Source organism: Streptomyces sp. NPDC056161, from assembly GCF_042268025.1.
Lineage (GTDB): Bacteria > Actinomycetota > Actinomycetes > Streptomycetales > Streptomycetaceae > Streptomyces.
Map to the genome: position 1 here is coordinate 20,061 of NZ_JBHJUV010000052.1, position 18,708 is coordinate 38,768.

An 18,708-nucleotide genomic window follows, 5' to 3' on the forward strand; every position below is an offset into this window, starting at 1 on the left:
CCTCCGGACCAGGAGCCGCACCGCACTCCAGACCGCGACCACGGGAGCCCCCTCTTGGCCATGCCGCCCGCTGCTTTCCGAAACAGCACAGCCACGACGACCAAGCACATCTTCGTCACCGGGGGTGTCGCCTCCTCGCTGGGCAAGGGCCTCACCGCCTCCAGCCTGGGCATGCTCCTCAAGGCGCGGGGACTGCGCGTCGTGATGCAGAAGCTCGACCCCTACCTGAACGTCGACCCGGGCACGATGAACCCGTTCCAGCACGGTGAGGTCTTCGTCACCAACGACGGCGCCGAGACCGACCTGGACATCGGGCACTACGAGCGCTTCCTCGACCGGGACCTGGACGGCACCGCCAACGTGACCACCGGCCAGGTGTACTCCACCGTCATCGCCAAGGAGCGGCGCGGCGAGTACCTGGGCGACACGGTGCAGGTCATCCCGCACATCACCAACGAGATCAAGCACCGCATCCGGCGCATGGCCACCGACGAGGTGGACGTCGTGATCACCGAGGTGGGCGGCACCGTCGGCGACATCGAGTCGCTGCCGTTCCTGGAGACCGTCCGCCAGGTGCGCCACGAGGTGGGCCGGGACAACGTCTTCGTGGTGCACATCTCACTGCTGCCGTACATCGGCCCGTCCGGCGAACTGAAGACCAAGCCGACCCAGCACTCCGTCGCCGCCCTGCGCAACATCGGCATCCAGCCCGACGCGATCGTGCTGCGCTGCGACCGCGAGGTGCCGACCGCGATCAAGCGCAAGATCTCGCTGATGTGCGACGTCGACGAGGCCGCCGTGGTCGCCTGCCCGGACGCCCGTTCGATCTACGACATCCCGAAGACCGTGCACGGCGAGGGCCTGGACGCCTACGTCGTGCGCCGGCTGGACCTGCCCTTCCGCGACGTGGACTGGACGACCTGGGACGACCTGCTCGACCGCGTCCACAACCCCGACCACGAGGTCACCCTCGCGCTGGTCGGCAAGTACATCGACCTGCCGGACGCCTACCTCTCGGTCACCGAGGCGCTGCGCGCGGGCGGCTTCGCCAACAAGGCCCGGGTGAAGATCAAGTGGGTCACCTCGGACGACTGCAAGACCCCGGCAGGCGCCCAGGCCCAGCTCGCCGGTGTCGACGGCATCTGCATCCCGGGCGGCTTCGGCGACCGCGGCGTGCTCGGCAAGGTCGGCGCGATCCGCTATGCCCGGGAGAACCGGATCCCGCTGCTCGGCCTCTGCCTGGGTCTCCAGTGCATCGTCATCGAGGCCGCGCGCAACCTGGCCGGCATCCCGGACGCCAACTCCACCGAGTTCGACTCCGCCACCGCCCACCCGGTCATCTCCACCATGGCCGAACAGCTCGACATCGTGGCGGGCGAGGGCGACATGGGCGGCACCATGCGGCTCGGCATGTACCCGGCGAAGCTGGCCGAGGGCTCCATCGTGCGCGAGGTCTACGGCGACAAGGAGTACGTCGAGGAGCGCCACCGGCACCGGTACGAGGTCAACAACGCCTACCGCGCCGAACTGGAGAAGAAGGCGGGCATCGTGTTCTCCGGGACGTCGCCCGACGGCAAGCTCGTCGAGTACGTCGAGTACCCGCGCGATGCGCACCCCTACCTGGTCGCCACCCAGGCGCACCCCGAGCTGCGCTCACGCCCGACCCGGCCGCACCCGCTGTTCGCGGGCCTCGTGAAGGCCGCGGTACTGCGGTCGGTCGCGGCGGAGCGGAACTCCGAGTAACACAGCGGCGGTACGGTGGCCGGGGTGCACCACCCGCAGCGGGGGCGCCCCGGTTTCTCGTGCGCACGTGGAAGGACAGGGCATGACGATCAAGGACACCCCTCAGGAGTGGGAGATCCGGGCGACCGGGACCCCCTTCGTGGGGAACAAGACCTCTGTCCGCACGGACGACGTGGTCATGCCCGACGGCACGGTGGCCCGCCGCGACTACCAGGTCCACCCCGGCTCGGTGGCCGTCCTCGCCCTCGACGACGAGGACCGGGTCCTGCTGATCCGCCAGTACCGCCACCCGGTCCGGCAGAAGCTGTGGGAGATCCCGGCGGGCCTGCTCGACGTGCCCGGCGAGAACCCGCTGCACGCCGCCCAGCGCGAGCTGTACGAGGAGGCGCACGTCAAGGCGGAGGACTGGCGGGTGCTGACCGACGTGTACACCACGCCGGGCGGCTGCGACGAGGCCGTACGGATCTTCCTGGCACGGAACCTGTCCGAGGCGGACGGCGAGCGCTTCGCCGCCGAGGACGAGGAGATCGATCTGGAGTACGCGCGGGTGTCCGTGGCCGAGCTGGTGCGCGGCGTGCTGGCCGGTGAACTGCACAACAACTGCCTCGCGGTGGGCGTCCTGTCGCTGACCGCCGCCCGGGCGGGCGATGGTCTCGACGCGCTGCGCCCGGCCGACGCTCCCTGGCCCGCGCGCCCCTTCGAGTCCTGAGGCGGGTGATCCGGCTCCGGTGTGACGATCGCCTGATCCGATCGGGCGACCCGTTCGCCGTGCTCCGCCCGGTACGTCGCTGAGCGTGAACTAGGCTCCTCGCGAATGAGCCGAAGAGAAGGCGCGGCGCCCGGAAACGACCCGGTGGGCCGGCGTGTGCGGTGGGACGGGAGCGTGGCCCGTGACGGATCAGGCGGTGGAGACAGACGGCGGGCAGGTGTCCGGACCCCCGGCCGCTGAGGGGCAGTTCCTGGGCCGCACAAGGGAGCTGAAGGAACTGCGCGCCGACATCGAGCGCGCGGGGCTCGACACCATCGCCGGCCGCAAGGCCCCCCGTGCCCGGGTGCTCCTCGTCGCCGGCCGGCCCGGCTCCGGCCGCAGCGAACTCGCCGCGGAGCTGGTCCGGCAGGTCGCCGACCGCTATCCCGACGGGGTGCTGCGCGCCCGGCTCGGGGAGCCCGACGGCACCCCCGTCCCGGTCGAGCGGACCGCGCGCGAACTGCTGACCGCACTCGGGCTGCCCACGGTGCCCGGAGCCGCCGAGGACGACCTGACCGCCGATCTGCGCGATGCCCTGGCCGGACGCCGGACGCTGCTCCTGCTGGACGACGCGGGCAGCGCCGAGCAGGTCGACGCGCTGCTCCCGGACAGCCCGGACTGCCTGGTCGTCGCCGTGTCGCAGGGCCCGCTCACCGGGATCGCGGACGTCCGCCCGTGCACCGTGGGCGGGCTCGACACCAAGTCGGCCCTGGAACTGCTGACCCGGTACACCGGCTCGGTGCGCGTCACGGTCGACCCGCGCGCCGCCGAGGACCTGGTCGAGGCGTGCCGGGCTCAGCCCGCCGCCCTGATCCTGGCCGGGGGCTGGCTCGCCGCCCGCCCCAAGGCGGCCGTCGCCGACCTGGTCAAGCGCCTGAACGCGAGGGACGACGAGGGGACCGGGCTCGGCCGCGTCTTCCGGTTCGTGTACGACACCCTGCCCGGCCCGGCTGCCCGGATACTGCGCCTGCTCTCCCTGGCCCCCGCGGGCCTGGTCGACCCGCACACCGCCTCCGCCCTGGCCGGCTGCTCGGTCGGCGCCGCCCACACCACCCTGGACGACTTCGTCGCCCTCGGCCTGCTGCGGACGGCCGCCGCCCCGCTGCCGCAGTACGAGGTCCCCGGCTGCCTCCACCCCATGCTCAAGGCCCTCGCCGAGTCCCAGGACCGGCCCGGCGAACTGCAACTGGCCCGGGCCCGGATGCTGGAGCGGACCGTACGGCTGCTCCACTCCTGCCGGGCGATCACCGAGACGGACCAGCCCGAGGTCCGCGCGAAACTCCAGGGCCTGCCCCGCACCCTGCGCTTCCCGACCCCCCGGGCCGCCGCCGACTGGCTGGGCGTGCGCAAGCCCGCGCTGCTGGCCTCCGCCCGCCTCGCGGTCGCCGACGGGGAACTGGACACCCTGGCCCGTCGGCTGATGTCCCAGCTGGTCAGGGCCATGGTGGCGCATGTCGGCACTCAGGAGGCGGCCGACGATCTGTACGGCATCCACGGCCTCGTCCTCGATGTCGCCGAGCGCCGGAACCTGCCCAGGGAGCGGGCCGCAGCGCTGCTGAACCTGGGCGACCTGGACGCCCGGACCGGCCGTACGGACGAGGCCCTGGTCCGCTACCGGGCCGCGCTGGACGCCGGACGCGAGGCGCACGACCCGTATGCCACCGGCCGCGCGATGGAATCCGTGGGCGGCACGCACCAGGAGCTGGGGGACCACGACCGGGCTGCCGACTGGTTCGGACGGGCCCTCGCCCAGCGCCTGGCCCGTGACGAGCGCACGGACGCCGCCCGGCTCTACGGCCGCATCGCCACCTCCCACACCTACGCGGGCCGCTACGGCGAGGCGCTTCGGAACTGGCGCGCGGCCGTGGCCGGATACCGCAAGGCGGGCGACGTCGCCGCACGGGCGCGGGCGCTCAGCGAACTGGCCCGGGTCCAGGAGTACGCGGGACGGCCCGAGGAGTCGCTGCGCACCTGCCAGGAGGCGGTGGAGTGGGCGCGCCGCGCCGAGGACGTGCGGTTGCAGGCCGCCCTGCAGATGCGGCTCGCCGACACCCTGGACCGTCTCGGCGACTGCGCCGCTGCGCGACTGCACCGCAGCGCGGCCGAGCGCATGCTGGGTGAGGAGGAGCCGGGCCTCCCGGAGAGCCGTGCGTATGGGACAGACTCGGAACACGGCGCTAACGCCTGCGAAATCCGTAGTACATCCGGCGAAGGTTGATGTAATAGAAGGCTAGACAGCCGGAATGCCTTCATTAAACTGGCTCTGCTGCACGTTCTCCTGCGGTGTCTCCTGGTGTGCCCCGTCATGCCCGGAATATTTCGCTATGCCCCCACACCCACTGAGCCAAGGACCGTGATCCATGTGAAGGTCGGCATCCCTCGCGAGGTCAAGAACAATGAGTTCCGGGTGGCCATCACCCCCGCCGGCGTGCACGAGCTGGTGCGCGGCGGCCACCAGGTCGTCGTCGAGCGTGCCGCCGGAGTCGGTTCGTCGATCCCGGACGCCGAGTACGTCGCCGCCGGTGCCGAGATCCTGCCGACCGCCGACGACGTGTGGGCCGCCGCCGACCTGCTGCTGAAGGTCAAGGAGCCGGTCGCGGAGGAGTACCACCGCCTGCGCAAGGACCAGACGCTTTTCACCTATCTGCACCTGGCCGCCTCCAAGGAGTGCACCGACGCCCTGCTGGAGTCCGGCACTACGGCGATCGCCTACGAGACCGTCGAGCTGCCGGGCCGCGCCCTGCCGCTGCTCGCTCCGATGTCCGAGGTCGCCGGCCGGCTGGCCCCGCAGGTCGGCGCCTACCACCTGATGCGCGCCCACGGCGGGCGCGGTGTGCTGCCCGGTGGCGTGCCGGGGGTGCTGGCCGCGAGGGCCGTCGTCATCGGCGGTGGCGTCTCCGGCTGGAACGCCGCGCAGATCGCCATCGGCATGGGCTTCCAGGTGACCCTCCTCGACACGGACATCAACAAGCTCAAGGAGGCCGACAAGATCTTCGGGACGAAGATCCGGACCGTCGTCTCCAACGCCTTCGAGCTGGAGAAGGCGTGTCTGGAGGCCGACCTCGTGATCGGCGCCGTCCTCATCCCGGGCGCCAAGGCCCCGAAGCTGGTCAGCAACGAGCTGGTCTCCCGGATGAAGGCGGGGAGTGTCCTTGTCGACATCGCGATCGACCAGGGCGGCTGCTTCGAGGACTCCCGCCCGACCACGCACGCCGAGCCGGCCTTCCGCGTCCACGACTCGGTCTTCTACTGCGTCGCCAACATGCCGGGCGCGGTGCCCAACACCTCCACGTACGCGCTGACCAACGCCACCCTGCCGTACATCGTGTCGCTCGCGAACAACGGCTGGGCCGAGGCGCTGCGCCGGGACCCCGCGCTGGCCAAGGGGCTGAACACCCATGACGGCAAGGTGGTTTATCGGCAGGTCGCCGAGGCGCACGGCCTGGAGCACGTGGCGCTGGAGACCCTGATCGGCTAAGTCACCTTTTCGTAAAGGCGATACGTCAACTCGGCGGGTCAACCGCACACATCCGGCCGGACCTTGTCCACAGGGTCCGGCCGGATGTGTGTATGGTCACTTTGCGGCTCTCGGTCAACTCGCCTCGAACGTAACCCTTGGACCGATTCGTACACCGGTGAAACCTGCTGTGCGACGGCCGTACGCCCTTGACAGAGGGATGTTCCATTGCCGACACATCCTGCCGGGTCCGGCGGATTGTGTTGCTGCGGACCGCCGACACGCCATAGAGTCGCCAACCGTCGGCATGGTGCCACGCTGACCTGTCTAGAAGTTCCCTGGTCACCAAGGAGGTAAGACGACTTGTGAATGAGTCGACATTTTCTCCCGGGGGTGGTCAACCAGGAATGCCCGTACCGGGCCAGGGTGCCGCGGGGTTCGAGGCTGTCGGCTCCGTCGCTGTGCGCACCTTCGCAGCCCACCAGAGTCACCGGATTCCTGGGGTGACTCAGCCAGCACACCAGAGCATGGATGGCCATCACGTGAACGCCATGGCCGGCGACGGAAGTGGCGCGCCCCACAACCATTTCGCCGACTACGACGAACTGCCCGAGGGGCACTTCTACGACCCCGACGCCGAATACGAGCCCGACCCCGAGTACGCGGCCACGCTCGCGCCCGACGCTGCCCGCCAGCGCCGCGAGCGCATCGGCCCGACCGGGCGTCCGCTGCCGTACTTCCCGATCCCGGGTCCGCTGACCGACCACGGACCCGCGAAGATCATCGCGATGTGCAACCAGAAGGGCGGCGTCGGCAAGACGACGTCGACCATCAATCTGGGTGCCGCGCTCGCGGAGTACGGCCGGCGGGTGCTGCTCGTGGACTTCGACCCGCAGGGCGCGCTGTCGGTCGGCCTCGGCGTCAACCCGATGGAGCTGGACCTCACCGTCTACAACCTGCTCATGGAGCGGGGCATGTCCGCGGACGAGGTCCTGCTGAAGACGGCGGTCCCCAACATGGACCTGCTCCCGAGCAACATCGACCTGTCGGCCGCCGAGGTCCAGCTGGTCTCCGAGGTCGCCCGCGAGTCGACGCTGCAACGCGCCCTGAAGCCGCTGCTGCCCGACTACGACTACATCGTGATCGACTGCCAGCCCTCGCTCGGCCTGCTCACCGTCAACGCCCTGACGGCCGCGCACAAGGTCATCGTGCCGCTGGAGTGCGAGTTCTTCGCCCTGCGCGGTGTGGCCCTGCTGACCGAGACCATCGAGAAGGTCCAGGAGCGGCTCAACCCGGAGCTGGAGCTCGACGGGATCCTGGCCACGATGTACGACTCGCGCACCGTGCACAGCCGTGAGGTGCTCGCGCGTGTCGTCGAGGCGTTCGACGACCACGTCTACCACACGGTGATCGGCCGCACGGTCCGCTTCCCGGAGACCACGGTCGCCGGTGAGCCGATCACCACGTACGCCTCCAACTCCGTCGGTGCCGCCGCCTACCGCCAGCTCGCCAGGGAGGTGCTCGCCCGGTGTCACGCCGAGTGAGTCTGCCCGGTGCCGACGAACTGTTCCGAACGACAGGGGGGATGGCGCTCCAGCCGTCCACCCCCCGGCGCCAGGCCAACGGCGAGGCCAGGGTGCCGGCCCCCGCGGGGGAGAGCGACGCGGCTGCCGCCGCCGAGGACGCGCCGCACTCCGTGCCCGCGCAGGGCGGCGACGGCGACGGCGCGGAGCACGTGGCGGCGGAGGCGGAGCCCGCCGACGCGGGCGAGTCCCGCAGCCGGTCCGCCGTCGCGGAACGCCCGGCGCGGCGCCAGGCGGCGGCACCGGAAGGCTCCGCCGCCGGTGCGCCTTCCCCCGCGGCGCCTTCCGCGGGCGCGCAGTCCCGCAAGCGCGGACGCGCCGCGGCGCGCCGGCCCAGCGGGCGCGAGCGGCACGACGAGAAGATCACCGTGTACGTGTCCGCCGAGGAGCTGATGGACCTGGAGCACGCGCGACTGGTCCTGCGGGGCGAGCACGGGCTGGCCGTCGACCGCGGGCGCATCGTGCGTGAAGCGGTCGCCGTGGTACTGGCCGACCTGGAGTCCCGCGGGGACGCGAGTATTCTCGTGCGTCGCCTCAGGGGGCGCTGAGCGCTGAGCTGAGACCGTTGGCGGGGGTGTTGTTGTCCTTCGTCTGCGGGTCGGTCGTGGTGTGTTGCGCGGTTCCCCGCGCCCCTTTGGGGGTGCTGTCGGTCCGTGGCTGACCTGGTTCGGGGGGTTTGGCGATAGCCTGCGGAGGCCATGACCTCGAATGCCCCCTCCTCCCCCGGCGCATCCGCCGGTCGTCGGCGTTCGCTGGGCCGGGGGCCGGGCGCCGCGCCGTCGGCTCCACCGGCCGAGCCGCCCGTGGCGAGCGGGCCGGCTCCCGAGCCGGAGAACTCCGAGCCGACCGCCCCTGGCCGGACCGCCGTCACCGCCACCGAGCCGGACGTTGCCACCGCCGAGCCGGATGACGTCGTCGCCGAGCCTGACGGCGTCACGGAGGCCGCGAGGGCCGCCGTCGTACCGGAGACCGGCGCGGCGGGCCCGGAGGCCGTCGTGCCCGAGGACGGCACGGCGGGGGCGGAGGCCCTCGTGTCCGGGGACGTGGCCGTCGTGGCGGACGCCGGCGCCGGCGCCGGGGTGGCGGACGCCGAGGGGGACGAGCCGCCGGACGGCGTCTTCAAGGTCCGGCTCGCCAACTTCGAGGGCCCCTTCGATCTGCTGCTCCAGCTGATCTCGAAGCACAAGATGGACGTCACCGAGGTGGCGCTCTCCAAGGTCACCGACGAGTTCATGGCGCACATCAGGGCGATGGGGCCGGACTGGGACCTGGACCAGACGACCGAGTTCCTGGTCGTGGCCGCCACCCTGCTCGACCTGAAGGCGGCCCGGCTGCTGCCCGCCGCCGAGGTCGAGGACGAGGCCGACCTCGCCCTCCTGGAGGCCCGCGACCTGCTGTTCGCCCGGCTGCTCCAGTACCGCGCCTACAAACAGATCGCCGACATCTTCAACCGCCGCCTCGACGCGGAGGCCCTGCGCCACCCCCGTACCGTTGGCCTCGAACCGCACCACGCCGAGCTGCTGCCCGAGGTCGTCATCAGCATCGGACCCGAGGGTTTCGCCCGGCTCGCGGTCAAGGCGATGCAGCCCAGGCCGAAGCCCCAGGTGTACGTCGACCACATTCACGCACCGCTGGTCAGCGTGCAGGAACAGGCCGGGATCGTGGTCGCCCGGCTCCGGGACCTGGGCGAGGCCAGTTTCCGGACGCTGGTCGAGGACACCGACGACACACTGACCGTCGTCGCCCGCTTCCTCGCGCTGCTGGAGCTGTACCGCGAGAAGGCCGTCGCACTCGACCAGGAGACCGCTCTCGGCGAACTGGTCGTGCGCTGGACCGGCGGCGACGGCGACGACGCACCGACGGTGACGGACGAGTTCGACCGGCCGCCCGAGGAGCCCAAGGAGGAGAAGAAGGCGTGAGCGAGGACACCACCGGGCTCCCGGCGGGCGCGCCCACCGTCGCGGAGCTCGACCTCAGGCCCGCCCTGGAGGCGGTCCTCATGGTCGTGGACGAGCCCGCGACCGAGGAGCACCTGGCCAAGATCCTGCAGCGGCCCAAGCGGCAGATCGGGGACGCGCTGCGGGCGCTGGCCGACGAGTACACCGTGCAGGGCCGCGGCTTCGAACTGCGGCTCGTCGCCGGCGGCTGGCGCTTCTACACCCGCCCCGAGTACGCGGCCGCCGTCGAGGGCTTCGTCCTGGACGGCCAGCAGGCCCGGCTCACCCAGGCCGCGCTGGAGACCCTGGCGGTGGTCGCCTACCGCCAGCCGGTCAGCCGCAGCCGCGTCTCGGCCGTACGCGGTGTCAACTGCGACGGCGTGATGCGCACCCTCCTGCAGCGCGGGCTGATCGAGGAGGCGGGCGCGGAACCCGAAACAGGTGCGATCCTGTACAGGACGACGAACTACTTCCTGGAGCGGATGGGCCTGCGCGGCCTGGACGAGCTACCGGAACTCGCGCCCTTCCTCCCGGAGGCTGAGGCGATCGAGGCCGAGACCCAGGAGGGCGTACCGTCGTTCGACCCGGACGCTCCCGATGCGCCCGGCGGTCAGGACGCAGACGACTAAGACGGAATTTTGATGCGAAGCAGCGGCAGCGGCAGGAACGGCGGGCGCGGCAACTACCGTGGTGCCGGCAACGACAGGGACGACCGGCAGGGGCAGGGCCGTCCCCGCAAGCCCCGCCCCGAGGAGCGCCGCTACGACGTCGGCCCCGGCGCGACGAAGGACGGCCCCAAGTCCGGGCGCGGCGGTGCCGCGCGCGGTGGCGCCAAGGGCGGGCCCCGGCAGGCCCAGCAGGGCGGTGGCGGGCGTACGGCTCCGGGGCGCTCCCGTGAGTACGAGGCACAGGCCGAGGAGCGCAACCGGGACCGGTACGCGGGCAAGAAGGACGTCAAGCCGCCCAAGACCTTCCCGGGCGCGGAGCAGGAGGGCGAGCGGCTCCAGAAGGTCCTCGCACGCGCGGGCTACGGCTCCCGGCGGGCCTGCGAGGAGCTGATCGACCAGGCCCGCGTCGAGGTCAACGGGGAGATCGTCACCGAGCAGGGCAAACGGGTCGACCCGGACAAGGACGAGGTCAGGGTCGACGGGCTGACCGTCGCCACGCAGTCGTACCAGTTCTTCTCGCTCAACAAGCCCGCCGGTGTCGTGGCCACCATGGAGGACCCCGAGGGCCGCCAGTGCCTCGGCGACTACGTCACCAACCGGGAGACCAGGCTCTTTCACGTGGGCCGGCTCGACACCGAGACCGAGGGCGTCATCCTGCTCACCAACCACGGCGAGCTGGCGCACCGGCTGACCCATCCCAAGTACGGCGTGAAGAAGACCTACCTCGCGCACATCGTGGGTCCGATCCCGCGCGACCTGGGCAAGCGGCTCAAGGACGGCATCCAGCTGGAGGACGGGTACGCGCGCGCGGACCACTTCCGGGTCGTCGAGCAGACCGGCAAGAACTACCTGGTCGAGGTCACCCTGCACGAGGGCCGCAAGCACATCGTGCGGCGCATGCTCGCCGAGGCGGGCTTCCCGGTCGACAAACTGGTGCGGGTCGCCTTCGGGCCGATCACCCTGGGCGACCAGAAGTCGGGGTGGCTGCGCCGCCTGTCGAACACCGAGGTCGGGATGCTGATGCAGGAGGTCGACCTCTGAGGACCACCGCACACTGAGGGCCGAGGACCTCCGCACGCTGAGGGCCGCCGAAGGCTTGTGTGCCGGACACCCCCTCTTTATAGTCTCTGTGACTATAAAGAGGGGGTGTTCCCGTGCGGGGCTACGACAAGCACGCGTACGAACCCTTCGCCGTCACCGTCGACCTGGCCGTGCTGACGGTCCGCGAGGGCGTCCTGCGGGTGCTGCTCGTCGAGCGCGGGCAGCAGCCGTACGCCGGCCACTGGGCGCTGCCCGGCGGCTTCCTGCTGCCCGACGAGTCGGCGGAGACCGCCGCCCGGCGCGAACTGGCCGAGGAGACCGGGCTCGACGACGTCACCGGGCCGCACCTGGAACAACTGCGCGCCTACAGCGAGCCCGGACGGGATCCGCGGATGCGGGTCGTCTCGGTCGCCTTCACCGCGCTGCTGCCCGACGCGCCCGAACCACGCGGCGGCGGCGACGCCGCCCAGGCGCGCTGGCTGCCGTACGACACGGTCCCGCCGCTCGCCTTCGACCACGGCCGGATCCTGGCCGACGCCCGGGACCGGGTCGGCGCCCGGCTCGAACACACCTGTGCCGCCACCGCCTTCTGCCCGGCCGCCTTCACCCTCGGCGAACTGCACCAGGTCTACGAGGCGGTCTGGGGCGTCCCGCTCGACCGGCCCAACTTCCGCCGCAAGGTGCTCGCCGTGCCCGGTTTCGTCGAACCGGCCCCCGGCGCCACCCGGCTGACCGGCGGCCGCGGCAAACCGGCCGCCCTCTACCGCGCGGGCGGCGCCACCGCCCTGCACCCACCGCTGCTGCGACCGTCCAGGGAAGGACACCCCGCATGACCGACACCGTCTCCAAACAGGCCGCCACCGGATCCCTGCTGGGCCTCGCCCTCGGGGACGCGCTCGGCTTCCCCACCGAGTTCAACGACGTCCCGTCGATCCTCGCCAAGTGCGGGCCCTGGCGGGAGATGGAACTGCCGCGGCGGGCCATCGTCTCGGACGACACCCAGATGACGCTCGCCCTGGGACGCGGGCTGCGCACGGCCATGGACCGCGGGGTGCTCGCGCCGAAGCGCCTGGAGCGGCCGCTGCGCGAGGAGTTCGTCGACTGGTACCAGTCACCGGAGAACAACCGGGCCCCGGGCCGCACCTGCCTGACCGCGTGCAACCTGCTGAAGGAGCAGGGGCGGGCCTGGCAGGAGGCCAGCCAGACCGGCTCCAAGGGCTGCGGCGCCAACATGCGGGTGGCACCCGTCGGCCTCGCCCCGGGCCTGAGCGACGAACAGCGCGCAGGCGCCGCCCAGTTGCAGGCCGCGCTCACCCACGGGCACCCGACCGCCCTGGCCGCCTCCGACCTCACCGCCCACGCCGTACGGCTGCTCGCCCAGGACACCGGGCCCGCCGCACTGCTCGACCACCTGCGCGCGTACGCCCACGACAACCGCACCCGCTACCACCACAGCTGGCTCGGCGACCTGTGGACCCGCACCGGGGACCCCACGCCCGAGGACTTCGCCGCGCGCGGCTGGGACGAGTGCCTGGCGGTCCTCGACCGCCTCCGGGACGCCCTGCGCACACCCGCACCGGAGGACGACCCGTGCCTGGCCACCGGGGCCGGCTGGATCGCCGAGGAGGCCCTGGCCACCGGCCTGCTGTGCTTCCTGATCTTCCCCGAGGAGCCGGTGACCGCGCTGCGCCGCGCGGCCTGCTCCAGCGGCGACTCCGACTCCATCGCCTGCCTCACCGGGGCCTTCGCGGGCGCCTGGCTGGGGACGGACGCCTGGCCGGCCGAGTGGGCGGACCGGATCGAGTACCACAGCGACCTGCTGACGCTGGGCGCCCTCTGGGACGATTAGGCCCGTGATCGACATACTCGGCATGGACCTGACCGCCGTGGTCGCCGAACAGCCCGACCCCGTGCTGTTCGCCACGGTCTCCGGCGCACACCTCTACGGCTTCCCGTCCGAGGACTCCGACCTGGACCTGCGCGGGGTGCATCTGCTGCCGGCCGCCGCGCTGGTGGGGCTGCGCGAGCCCGCGGAGACCCGGTCGAGGACCTGGGTCCGGTACGGCGTCGAGCTGGACCTCGTCACCCACGACCTGCGCAAGTTCGTCCGGCTGATGCTGCGCCGCAACGGCTATGTGCTGGAGCAACTGCTCTCGCCGCTCGTCGTGCACACCGGTGACGCGCACCGGGAGCTGATCGCGCTCGCCCCCGGCGTCCTGACCAGCCGTCACGCCCACCACTACCGGGGGTTCGCGGTGACCCAGTGGCGGCTGTTCGAGAGGACCGGCGAACTCAAGCCGCTGCTGTACACCTTCCGGGTGCTGCTCACCGGCATCCATCTGATGCGCAGCGGCGAGGTGCAGGCCCATCTGCCCACGCTCCTCGCTGACCTGGGCGCCGAGGCCCCCGGGTGCCTGCCCGACCTGATCGCCGCCAAGGCGCGGTACGAGCACGGGGCCGCCGACGTCGAGCACGCGCGCGTGGCGGCCGACGTGGTGCGGTTGCACGCCGTGCTCGACGAGGCGCAGGCCGCCTCAGCGCTGCCCGCTGTGCCCAGCGCTCACGACGCCCTGCACGACTTCGTGGTGCGCGCCCGACTGGACGGGGCCGGCCCCGTCGGCTCCGGTCCCGACGGCTCCGCTCCCGCCGGTTCGCGTTCCATCGGCTCCGGCCTCGACGGCGCGGGTCCTGTCGACTCCGGTTCTGTCGCGTCCGGCCCCGTCGGCTCCGGTCCCGACGGCGTCCGCGCGCAGGGCTGAGGCGCGGCGCGCGCGGAAGAGGAAGTCCGCGACACGGCGGCGGTCCGGCTCCGGCGGCAGCGGGGTGCCGGGCGCCGCCCGCTCGGTCTCCGCGGCCAGCCGGGCCATCCGCGCCTCGACCTCCGGCCACGGGACCTCGCCGCGCTTCACCGCCAGCAGGGACGCGCGCTCGTCACCGACCTCGACCGTCAGCACTCCGGTACGCAGCAGATCGCGCGCGGTGGTGAGCAGCCGCAGCAGGTGCATGGCGTGCTTCCAGCGCGGGGCGCCGTACCGGTGCAGATCGGCTTCGAGCTTCTTGCGCTGGCTCACCGCGTACCGGGTGAACGAGTCGTACACCCGGCGGGAGAGGAACGCCCCGCGCAGCGCCAGCAGTTCACGGCCCGTGTCGTCCGCGTGTTCCACCAGCGGCGAGTGCAGGCACTCCAGGACGTTCGGGTTCGCGCGCAGGGCCAGCTCGCAGAAGCGCTCCAGCTCCCAGCCGAACTGCTCCGGCGCCGGGCCCGACACATGGGTCGGGGGCTTGTCGAAGTGCCAGAACAGGGGAGTGGGCGCGAGGAACACACCGCGCCGGTCGGTGTCACTGGTGTCCGTCGCCAGTCCGAAGGCGCGCGAACCCATGACGCAGGCGTAGATCGTGTGGTCGCGTACCAGGTCCAGGGGCTGCATGCCGGGGAGGGTACGCGTCCGCTCACGCCAGGCGGATCGAATTTCCCTCCACCTTGATCTGCTCGGTGGGCAGCGGCCGGGTCGCCGGGCCGTGCGCCACCGAGCCGTCGGCGATGTCGAACCGGCTGCCGTGGCAGGGGCAGTCGATGGTCCCGTCGGCCACCCTGTCGACCGTGCAGCCCTGGTGGGTGCAGATCGCCGAGAACGCCTTGAAGTCGCTCCGCGTCGGCTGGGTGACCACGACCTTCTGTTCGGCGAAGACCTTGCCGCCGCCGACCGGGATGTCGCTGGTCCGCGCCAGCTCCTGCGCCGCGGCGCCGCTCGGGGAAGCGCTTGGGGAAGCGCTCGGGGAAGCGCTCGGGGACGCGGAGCCGCCCGTGGGACTTCCGGATTCCTTGGGGGGAGTCGTGCTGAAGGCGGCGGAGGTGGAGGCGGCCGAGGACGATCCGCTGTCACTGCCGCAGCCGACCGCGGTCGCGGCGAGCGCGGCCGCGCCCGTCGTCAGAACCGTGCGCCGCGTCGAGTCGTGGGTCATGTCGTCGCTCCGTGCGTCATGTCGTCACTCCGAACGTGCGGAAGGACCGGGCAGCAGCCGGGTCGTGGGGGAGTCGCTCCGAGCGGAGCACAGCACCAGCATCTTGGCACCGAAGGCACACCCGAAGCCGTAAATCAGGGTGAAGCACAGCAAAAACCGCATTTCATGCACCCGATAGCCCAACCCGCACGGAGCGCACCCGTCTCGGCACCCCGAGTAGCGCGGGTGGGCGATCCACGTGACATTGGCGGTCTGGAGGTCGGGTACGCACCGGCACCCGGCCGCGCGCGAAAGGCGGGACCATGGCGGCTCACGATCCCGGCAGCCTGCTCGGCGGACTCCTCGGCCAGGAGGGCGACGACGATCCCACGCCCGGGGGCGCCCTCGGCGCCCTGCTCTCCGCCGCCGGCCGGGCCCAGCGCGACGACGCGGCCAATCCGCTGTGCGACCTGATCGACGTACTCGCCAGGTCCGATCCGCCCGATCCGTCCGCGCCGCCCGCGCCGCCCGCGCCGACCCTGGACCGGGCCGCCGAAGCGACGGATCCGTCTCAGCGAGCGGGCGCCCGGCCCCCGGCGGACGGCGGCTGACTACGCTGGACGGACCAAGGGCCCGACAGGCACCTCATCACAGCAAGGAGCAGCGCCGTGGCGGTACGAGCGGTCCGGGGGGCCGTCCAACTGGAACGGGACGAGGCCGGTCACATGGGCGAGCAGGTCCGGGCCCTGCTCACCGCCCTCCTCGAACGGAACGGACTGACCGCCGACGACCTGATCAGCGTCTGGTTCACCGCCACCCCCGACCTGCACAGCGACTTCCCGGCCGCTGCCGCGCGGGGGCTCGGCATCGTCGACGTACCGCTGGTCTGCGCCCAGGAACTGGACATCACGGGCGCCATGCCCCGGGTGGTCCGGGTCCTCGCGCACATCGAGACCGACCGGCCCCGCGCCGGTCTCGCCCATGTCTACCTCGGTGCCGCCGCCGCCCTGCGCAAGGACATCGCCCAGTGAGGACCGCACTCGTCATCGGCACCGGACTCATCGGCACCTCCGCCGCGCTCGCCCTGACCCGGCGGGGCGTCGTCGTCCATCTCAGCGACCACGACCCGGGGCAGGCGCGGACCGCCGCCGCCCTCGGCGCCGGCACCGACGAGGCCCCGGACGGCCCCGTCGACCTGGCGATCGTCGCCGCCCCGCCCGCCCACGTGGCCACCGTCCTCGCGGACGTCATGCGCCGTGGCGCCGCCCGCGGCTACCTCGACGTGGCCAGCATCAAGGGCGGCCCGCGCCGCGAACTGGAGGCGCAGGGCCTCGACGAGGCCGTCCTCGCCCGGTACATCGGCACCCACCCCATGTCGGGCCGCGAGAAGTCCGGCCCGCTGGCGGCGACGGAAGACCTCTTCGAGGGCCGGCCGTGGGTGCTGACACCCACCCGCGACACCGACACCGAGGTGCTGAACCTCGCCCTGGAGCTGGTCTCGCACTGCCGGGCGGTGCCGGTCGTGATGGACGCGGACGCGCACGACCGGGCCGTGGCCCTGGTCTCGCACATGCCCCAGCTGCTGTCCAGCATGGTCGCCGCCCGCCTGGAGCACGCCGAGGAGGCCGCCGTGCGCCTGTGCGGGCAGGGCATCAGAGACGTGACCCGGATCGCCGCCTCCGAACCGGGGATGTGGATCGACATCCTGTCCGCGAACCCGGGGCCGGTCGCCGACCTGCTCGCCGACGTCTCCACCGACCTCGACGAGACCGTCCGCGCCCTGCGCGCCCTGGAGTCCTCGGACGAGACGAAGCGGCGCGCGGGCAGCGCGGGCGTCGAGGACGTGCTGCGGCGCGGCAACGCGGGCCAGGTCCGGGTGCCCGGCAAGCACGGCAGCGCGCCGCGCGTGTACGAGACGGTCGCGGTCCTCATCGACGACCAGCCGGGCCAGCTGGCCCGCATCTTCGCCGACGCGGGCCGGGCGGGCGTCAACATCGAGGACGTACGGATCGAGCACGCGACCGGTCAGCAGGCCGGTCTGGTGCAGCTGATGGTGGAGCCCAAGGCGGCGCCCCTGCTGACGGCGGCGCTGCGGGAGCGGGGCTGGGCGATCCGGCAGTAGGCGGCCGGACGAGTGACATTCACCCAGTAACCTTGTCCAGGGCGGTATCACGCCCGTCCCGCACCCTGGACCAGGAAGGCGTCCTCACCGTGGAAAGCGCTCAGCCCGTCGTCGTCGCGATCGACGGCCCCTCCGGCACGGGCAAGTCGAGCACCTCGAAGGCCGTGGCCGCCCAGCTCGGCATGAGCTATCTGGACACCGGCGCCCAGTACCGCGCCATCACCTGGTGGATGGTGCACCACGGGATCGACGTGACGGACCCGTCCGCGATCGCCGCCGTGGCCGGCAAGCCGGAGATCGTCTCGGGCACCGACCCGGCCGGCCCCACGATCACCGTGGACGGTGTCGACGTGGCCGGACCGATCCGCACCGACGAGGTCACCGCCAGGGTGAGCGCCGTCAGCGCGGTGCCCGAGGTGCGCGCCCGGATCACCGAACTACAGCGTTCGCTGGCCGGCTCGGCGGCGCGCGGCATCGTGGTCGAGGGCCGCGACATCGGTACGACCGTGCTGCCCGACGCCGACGTGAAGGTGTTCCTGACCGCCTCGGCCGAGGCGCGCGCCGCCCGGCGCAGCGGTGAGTTGCAGGGCGTCGACGTGCACTCCACCCGGGACGCGCTGCTGAAGCGGGACGCCGCGGACGCCGGCCGGAAGACCTCGCCGTTCGTGAAGGCGGGCGACGCGCTGGAGGTGGACACCACGGACCTCACGCTGGCGCAGGTCATCGAGTGCGTCGTCACGCTCGTCGAGGAGAAGCGGGCCGGGAAGTGAGCACGGCACCCGCGGACGGAGCACCCTCACTCCGGGGCGCCGAGGCCGGACGGCGCATCGGCGTCGGGCTGATGCACGGACTGTGGCGGCCCCGGGTGCTCGGTGCCTGGAAGATGCCCGCGAGCGGTCCGGTGATCCTCGCCGTCAACCACTCCCACAACATCGACGGGCCGATGGTCATGGGCGTGGCACCCCGGCCGACGCACTTCCTGATCAAGAAGGAGGCGTTCGCCGGCCCGCTCGGCACCTTCCTGACCGGCATCGGCCAGCTCCAGGTGGACCGTGCCGCCATCGACCGTACGGCGATCACCCGGGCGCTCGGCGTGCTGACGGACGGCGGCGTGCTGGGCATCTTCCCGGAAGGCACCCGGGGCGAGGGCGACTTCGGCTCGCTGCGCGCCGGGCTCGCCTACTTCGCCGTCCGCAGCGGGGCGCCGATCGTGCCGGTCGCCGTCCTGGGCAGCACGGACCGGCGGGGACGGCTGATCGGCGCGCTGCCCCCGCTGCGCTCCCGGGTCGACGTCGTCTTCGGCGACCCCTTCGAGGCGTTCGACGCGGCGGCGGGTCCGGACGTGGCCGGCGGGCGGCGCACCCGCAAGGCGCTCGACGCGGCCACCGAGCACATCCGCAAGCAGCTCACCACACACCTGGAGAACGCCAGGCGTCTCACCGGGCGCCGGGCGACACCTGAGTAGTG

Annotated in this window: 17 protein-coding genes and 2 pseudogenes; 17 read left to right on the plus strand and 2 right to left on the minus strand. The window is 72.3% G+C overall.

Annotated features, from left to right (window positions below; all coding sequences use genetic code 11):
- The first annotated feature begins 60 nt into the window (after positions 1-60).
- From ACFC09_RS35415 to ACFC09_RS35470, 12 genes and pseudogenes are all read left to right on the plus strand, one after another.
- Positions 61-1,743 carry a CTP synthase gene (locus ACFC09_RS35415; RefSeq protein ID WP_376535250.1) on the plus strand — a complete coding sequence of 561 codons (1,683 nt, stop codon included), beginning with the start codon at positions 61-63 and terminating at the stop codon, positions 1,741-1,743.
- 82 nt (positions 1,744-1,825) lie between these two features.
- Entirely contained in the window at positions 1,826-2,452 is a 627-nt protein-coding gene (locus ACFC09_RS35420) for an NUDIX domain-containing protein (RefSeq protein WP_376535252.1), read from the plus strand.
- A gap of 181 nt (positions 2,453-2,633) precedes the next feature.
- Positions 2,634-4,709 carry a tetratricopeptide repeat protein gene (locus ACFC09_RS35425; RefSeq protein ID WP_376535254.1) on the plus strand — a complete coding sequence of 692 codons (2,076 nt, stop codon included), beginning with the start codon at positions 2,634-2,636 and terminating at the stop codon, positions 4,707-4,709.
- Between the two features lie 144 nt (positions 4,710-4,853).
- A complete protein-coding gene (gene ald, locus ACFC09_RS35430) occupies positions 4,854-5,969 on the plus strand; it encodes an alanine dehydrogenase (protein ID WP_376535316.1) in 1,116 nt (371 codons plus the stop codon).
- A gap of 386 nt (positions 5,970-6,355) precedes the next feature.
- Positions 6,356-7,492, plus strand: a complete 1,137-nt coding sequence (locus ACFC09_RS35435; RefSeq protein ID WP_376535256.1) for a ParA family protein — start codon at positions 6,356-6,358, stop codon at positions 7,490-7,492.
- The gene (locus tag ACFC09_RS35440; protein WP_376535257.1) at positions 7,477-8,079 is read left to right on the plus strand and encodes a hypothetical protein; all 603 of its coding nucleotides are present in this window, start codon (positions 7,477-7,479) and stop codon (positions 8,077-8,079) included. The genes ACFC09_RS35435 and ACFC09_RS35440 overlap by 16 nt, the downstream gene beginning before the upstream one ends.
- 150 nt (positions 8,080-8,229) lie before the next feature.
- A complete protein-coding gene (locus ACFC09_RS35445; protein ID WP_376535258.1) occupies positions 8,230-9,450 on the plus strand; it encodes a segregation and condensation protein A in 1,221 nt (406 codons plus the stop codon).
- Positions 9,447-10,097 (plus strand): SMC-Scp complex subunit ScpB, encoded by a 651-nt coding sequence (scpB, locus tag ACFC09_RS35450; protein WP_376535259.1) that lies wholly within the window; start codon positions 9,447-9,449, stop codon positions 10,095-10,097. The genes ACFC09_RS35445 and scpB overlap by 4 nt, the downstream gene beginning before the upstream one ends.
- Before the next feature lie 12 nt (positions 10,098-10,109).
- Entirely contained in the window at positions 10,110-11,177 is a 1,068-nt protein-coding gene (locus ACFC09_RS35455) for a pseudouridine synthase (protein WP_376535260.1), read from the plus strand.
- A 113-nt stretch (positions 11,178-11,290) separates the two neighbouring features.
- A complete protein-coding gene (locus tag ACFC09_RS35460) occupies positions 11,291-12,010 on the plus strand; it encodes an NUDIX domain-containing protein (protein WP_376535261.1) in 720 nt (239 codons plus the stop codon).
- Complete coding sequence (locus tag ACFC09_RS35465) at positions 12,007-13,026, plus strand: ADP-ribosylglycohydrolase family protein (protein WP_376535262.1); 1,020 nt, start codon at positions 12,007-12,009, stop codon at positions 13,024-13,026. The genes ACFC09_RS35460 and ACFC09_RS35465 overlap by 4 nt, the downstream gene beginning before the upstream one ends.
- Positions 13,027-13,030: 4 nt before the next feature.
- Positions 13,031-13,783, plus strand: a pseudogene (locus tag ACFC09_RS35470) (DNA polymerase beta superfamily protein); the annotation flags it as partial.
- A gap of 141 nt (positions 13,784-13,924) precedes the next feature.
- Here ACFC09_RS35470 and ACFC09_RS35475 read toward each other — a convergent pair.
- Positions 13,925-14,605 (minus strand): annotated as a pseudogene (locus ACFC09_RS35475) (DNA polymerase beta superfamily protein); the annotation flags it as partial.
- A 22-nt stretch (positions 14,606-14,627) separates the two neighbouring features.
- Positions 14,628-15,140, minus strand: coding sequence for a Rieske (2Fe-2S) protein (locus tag ACFC09_RS35480; RefSeq protein WP_376535264.1), 513 nt, complete (start codon positions 15,138-15,140; stop codon positions 14,628-14,630).
- Positions 15,141-15,442: 302 nt separating this feature from the next.
- On the opposite strand from ACFC09_RS35480, the gene ACFC09_RS35485 reads away from it, so the two are divergent.
- The 5 genes from ACFC09_RS35485 (at position 15,443) to ACFC09_RS35505 (ending at position 18,706) form a co-directional block, all read left to right on the plus strand.
- Positions 15,443-15,730 carry a hypothetical protein gene (locus ACFC09_RS35485; protein ID WP_376535266.1) on the plus strand — a complete coding sequence of 96 codons (288 nt, stop codon included), beginning with the start codon at positions 15,443-15,445 and terminating at the stop codon, positions 15,728-15,730.
- A gap of 57 nt (positions 15,731-15,787) precedes the next feature.
- Entirely contained in the window at positions 15,788-16,150 is a 363-nt protein-coding gene (gene aroH / locus ACFC09_RS35490) for a chorismate mutase (protein ID WP_376535268.1), read from the plus strand.
- Complete coding sequence (locus ACFC09_RS35495) at positions 16,147-17,241, plus strand: prephenate dehydrogenase (protein WP_376535270.1); 1,095 nt, start codon at positions 16,147-16,149, stop codon at positions 17,239-17,241. The genes aroH and ACFC09_RS35495 overlap by 4 nt, the downstream gene beginning before the upstream one ends.
- 89 nt (positions 17,242-17,330) lie before the next feature.
- Positions 17,331-18,011 (plus strand): (d)CMP kinase, encoded by a 681-nt coding sequence (gene cmk, locus ACFC09_RS35500; RefSeq protein WP_376535318.1) that lies wholly within the window; start codon positions 17,331-17,333, stop codon positions 18,009-18,011.
- On the plus strand, positions 17,969-18,706 hold the full coding sequence (locus ACFC09_RS35505; RefSeq protein ID WP_376535272.1) for a lysophospholipid acyltransferase family protein: 738 nt from the start codon (positions 17,969-17,971) through the stop codon (positions 18,704-18,706). Before cmk ends, ACFC09_RS35505 begins: the two co-directional genes overlap by 43 nt.
- Positions 18,707-18,708 lie beyond the last annotated feature (2 nt).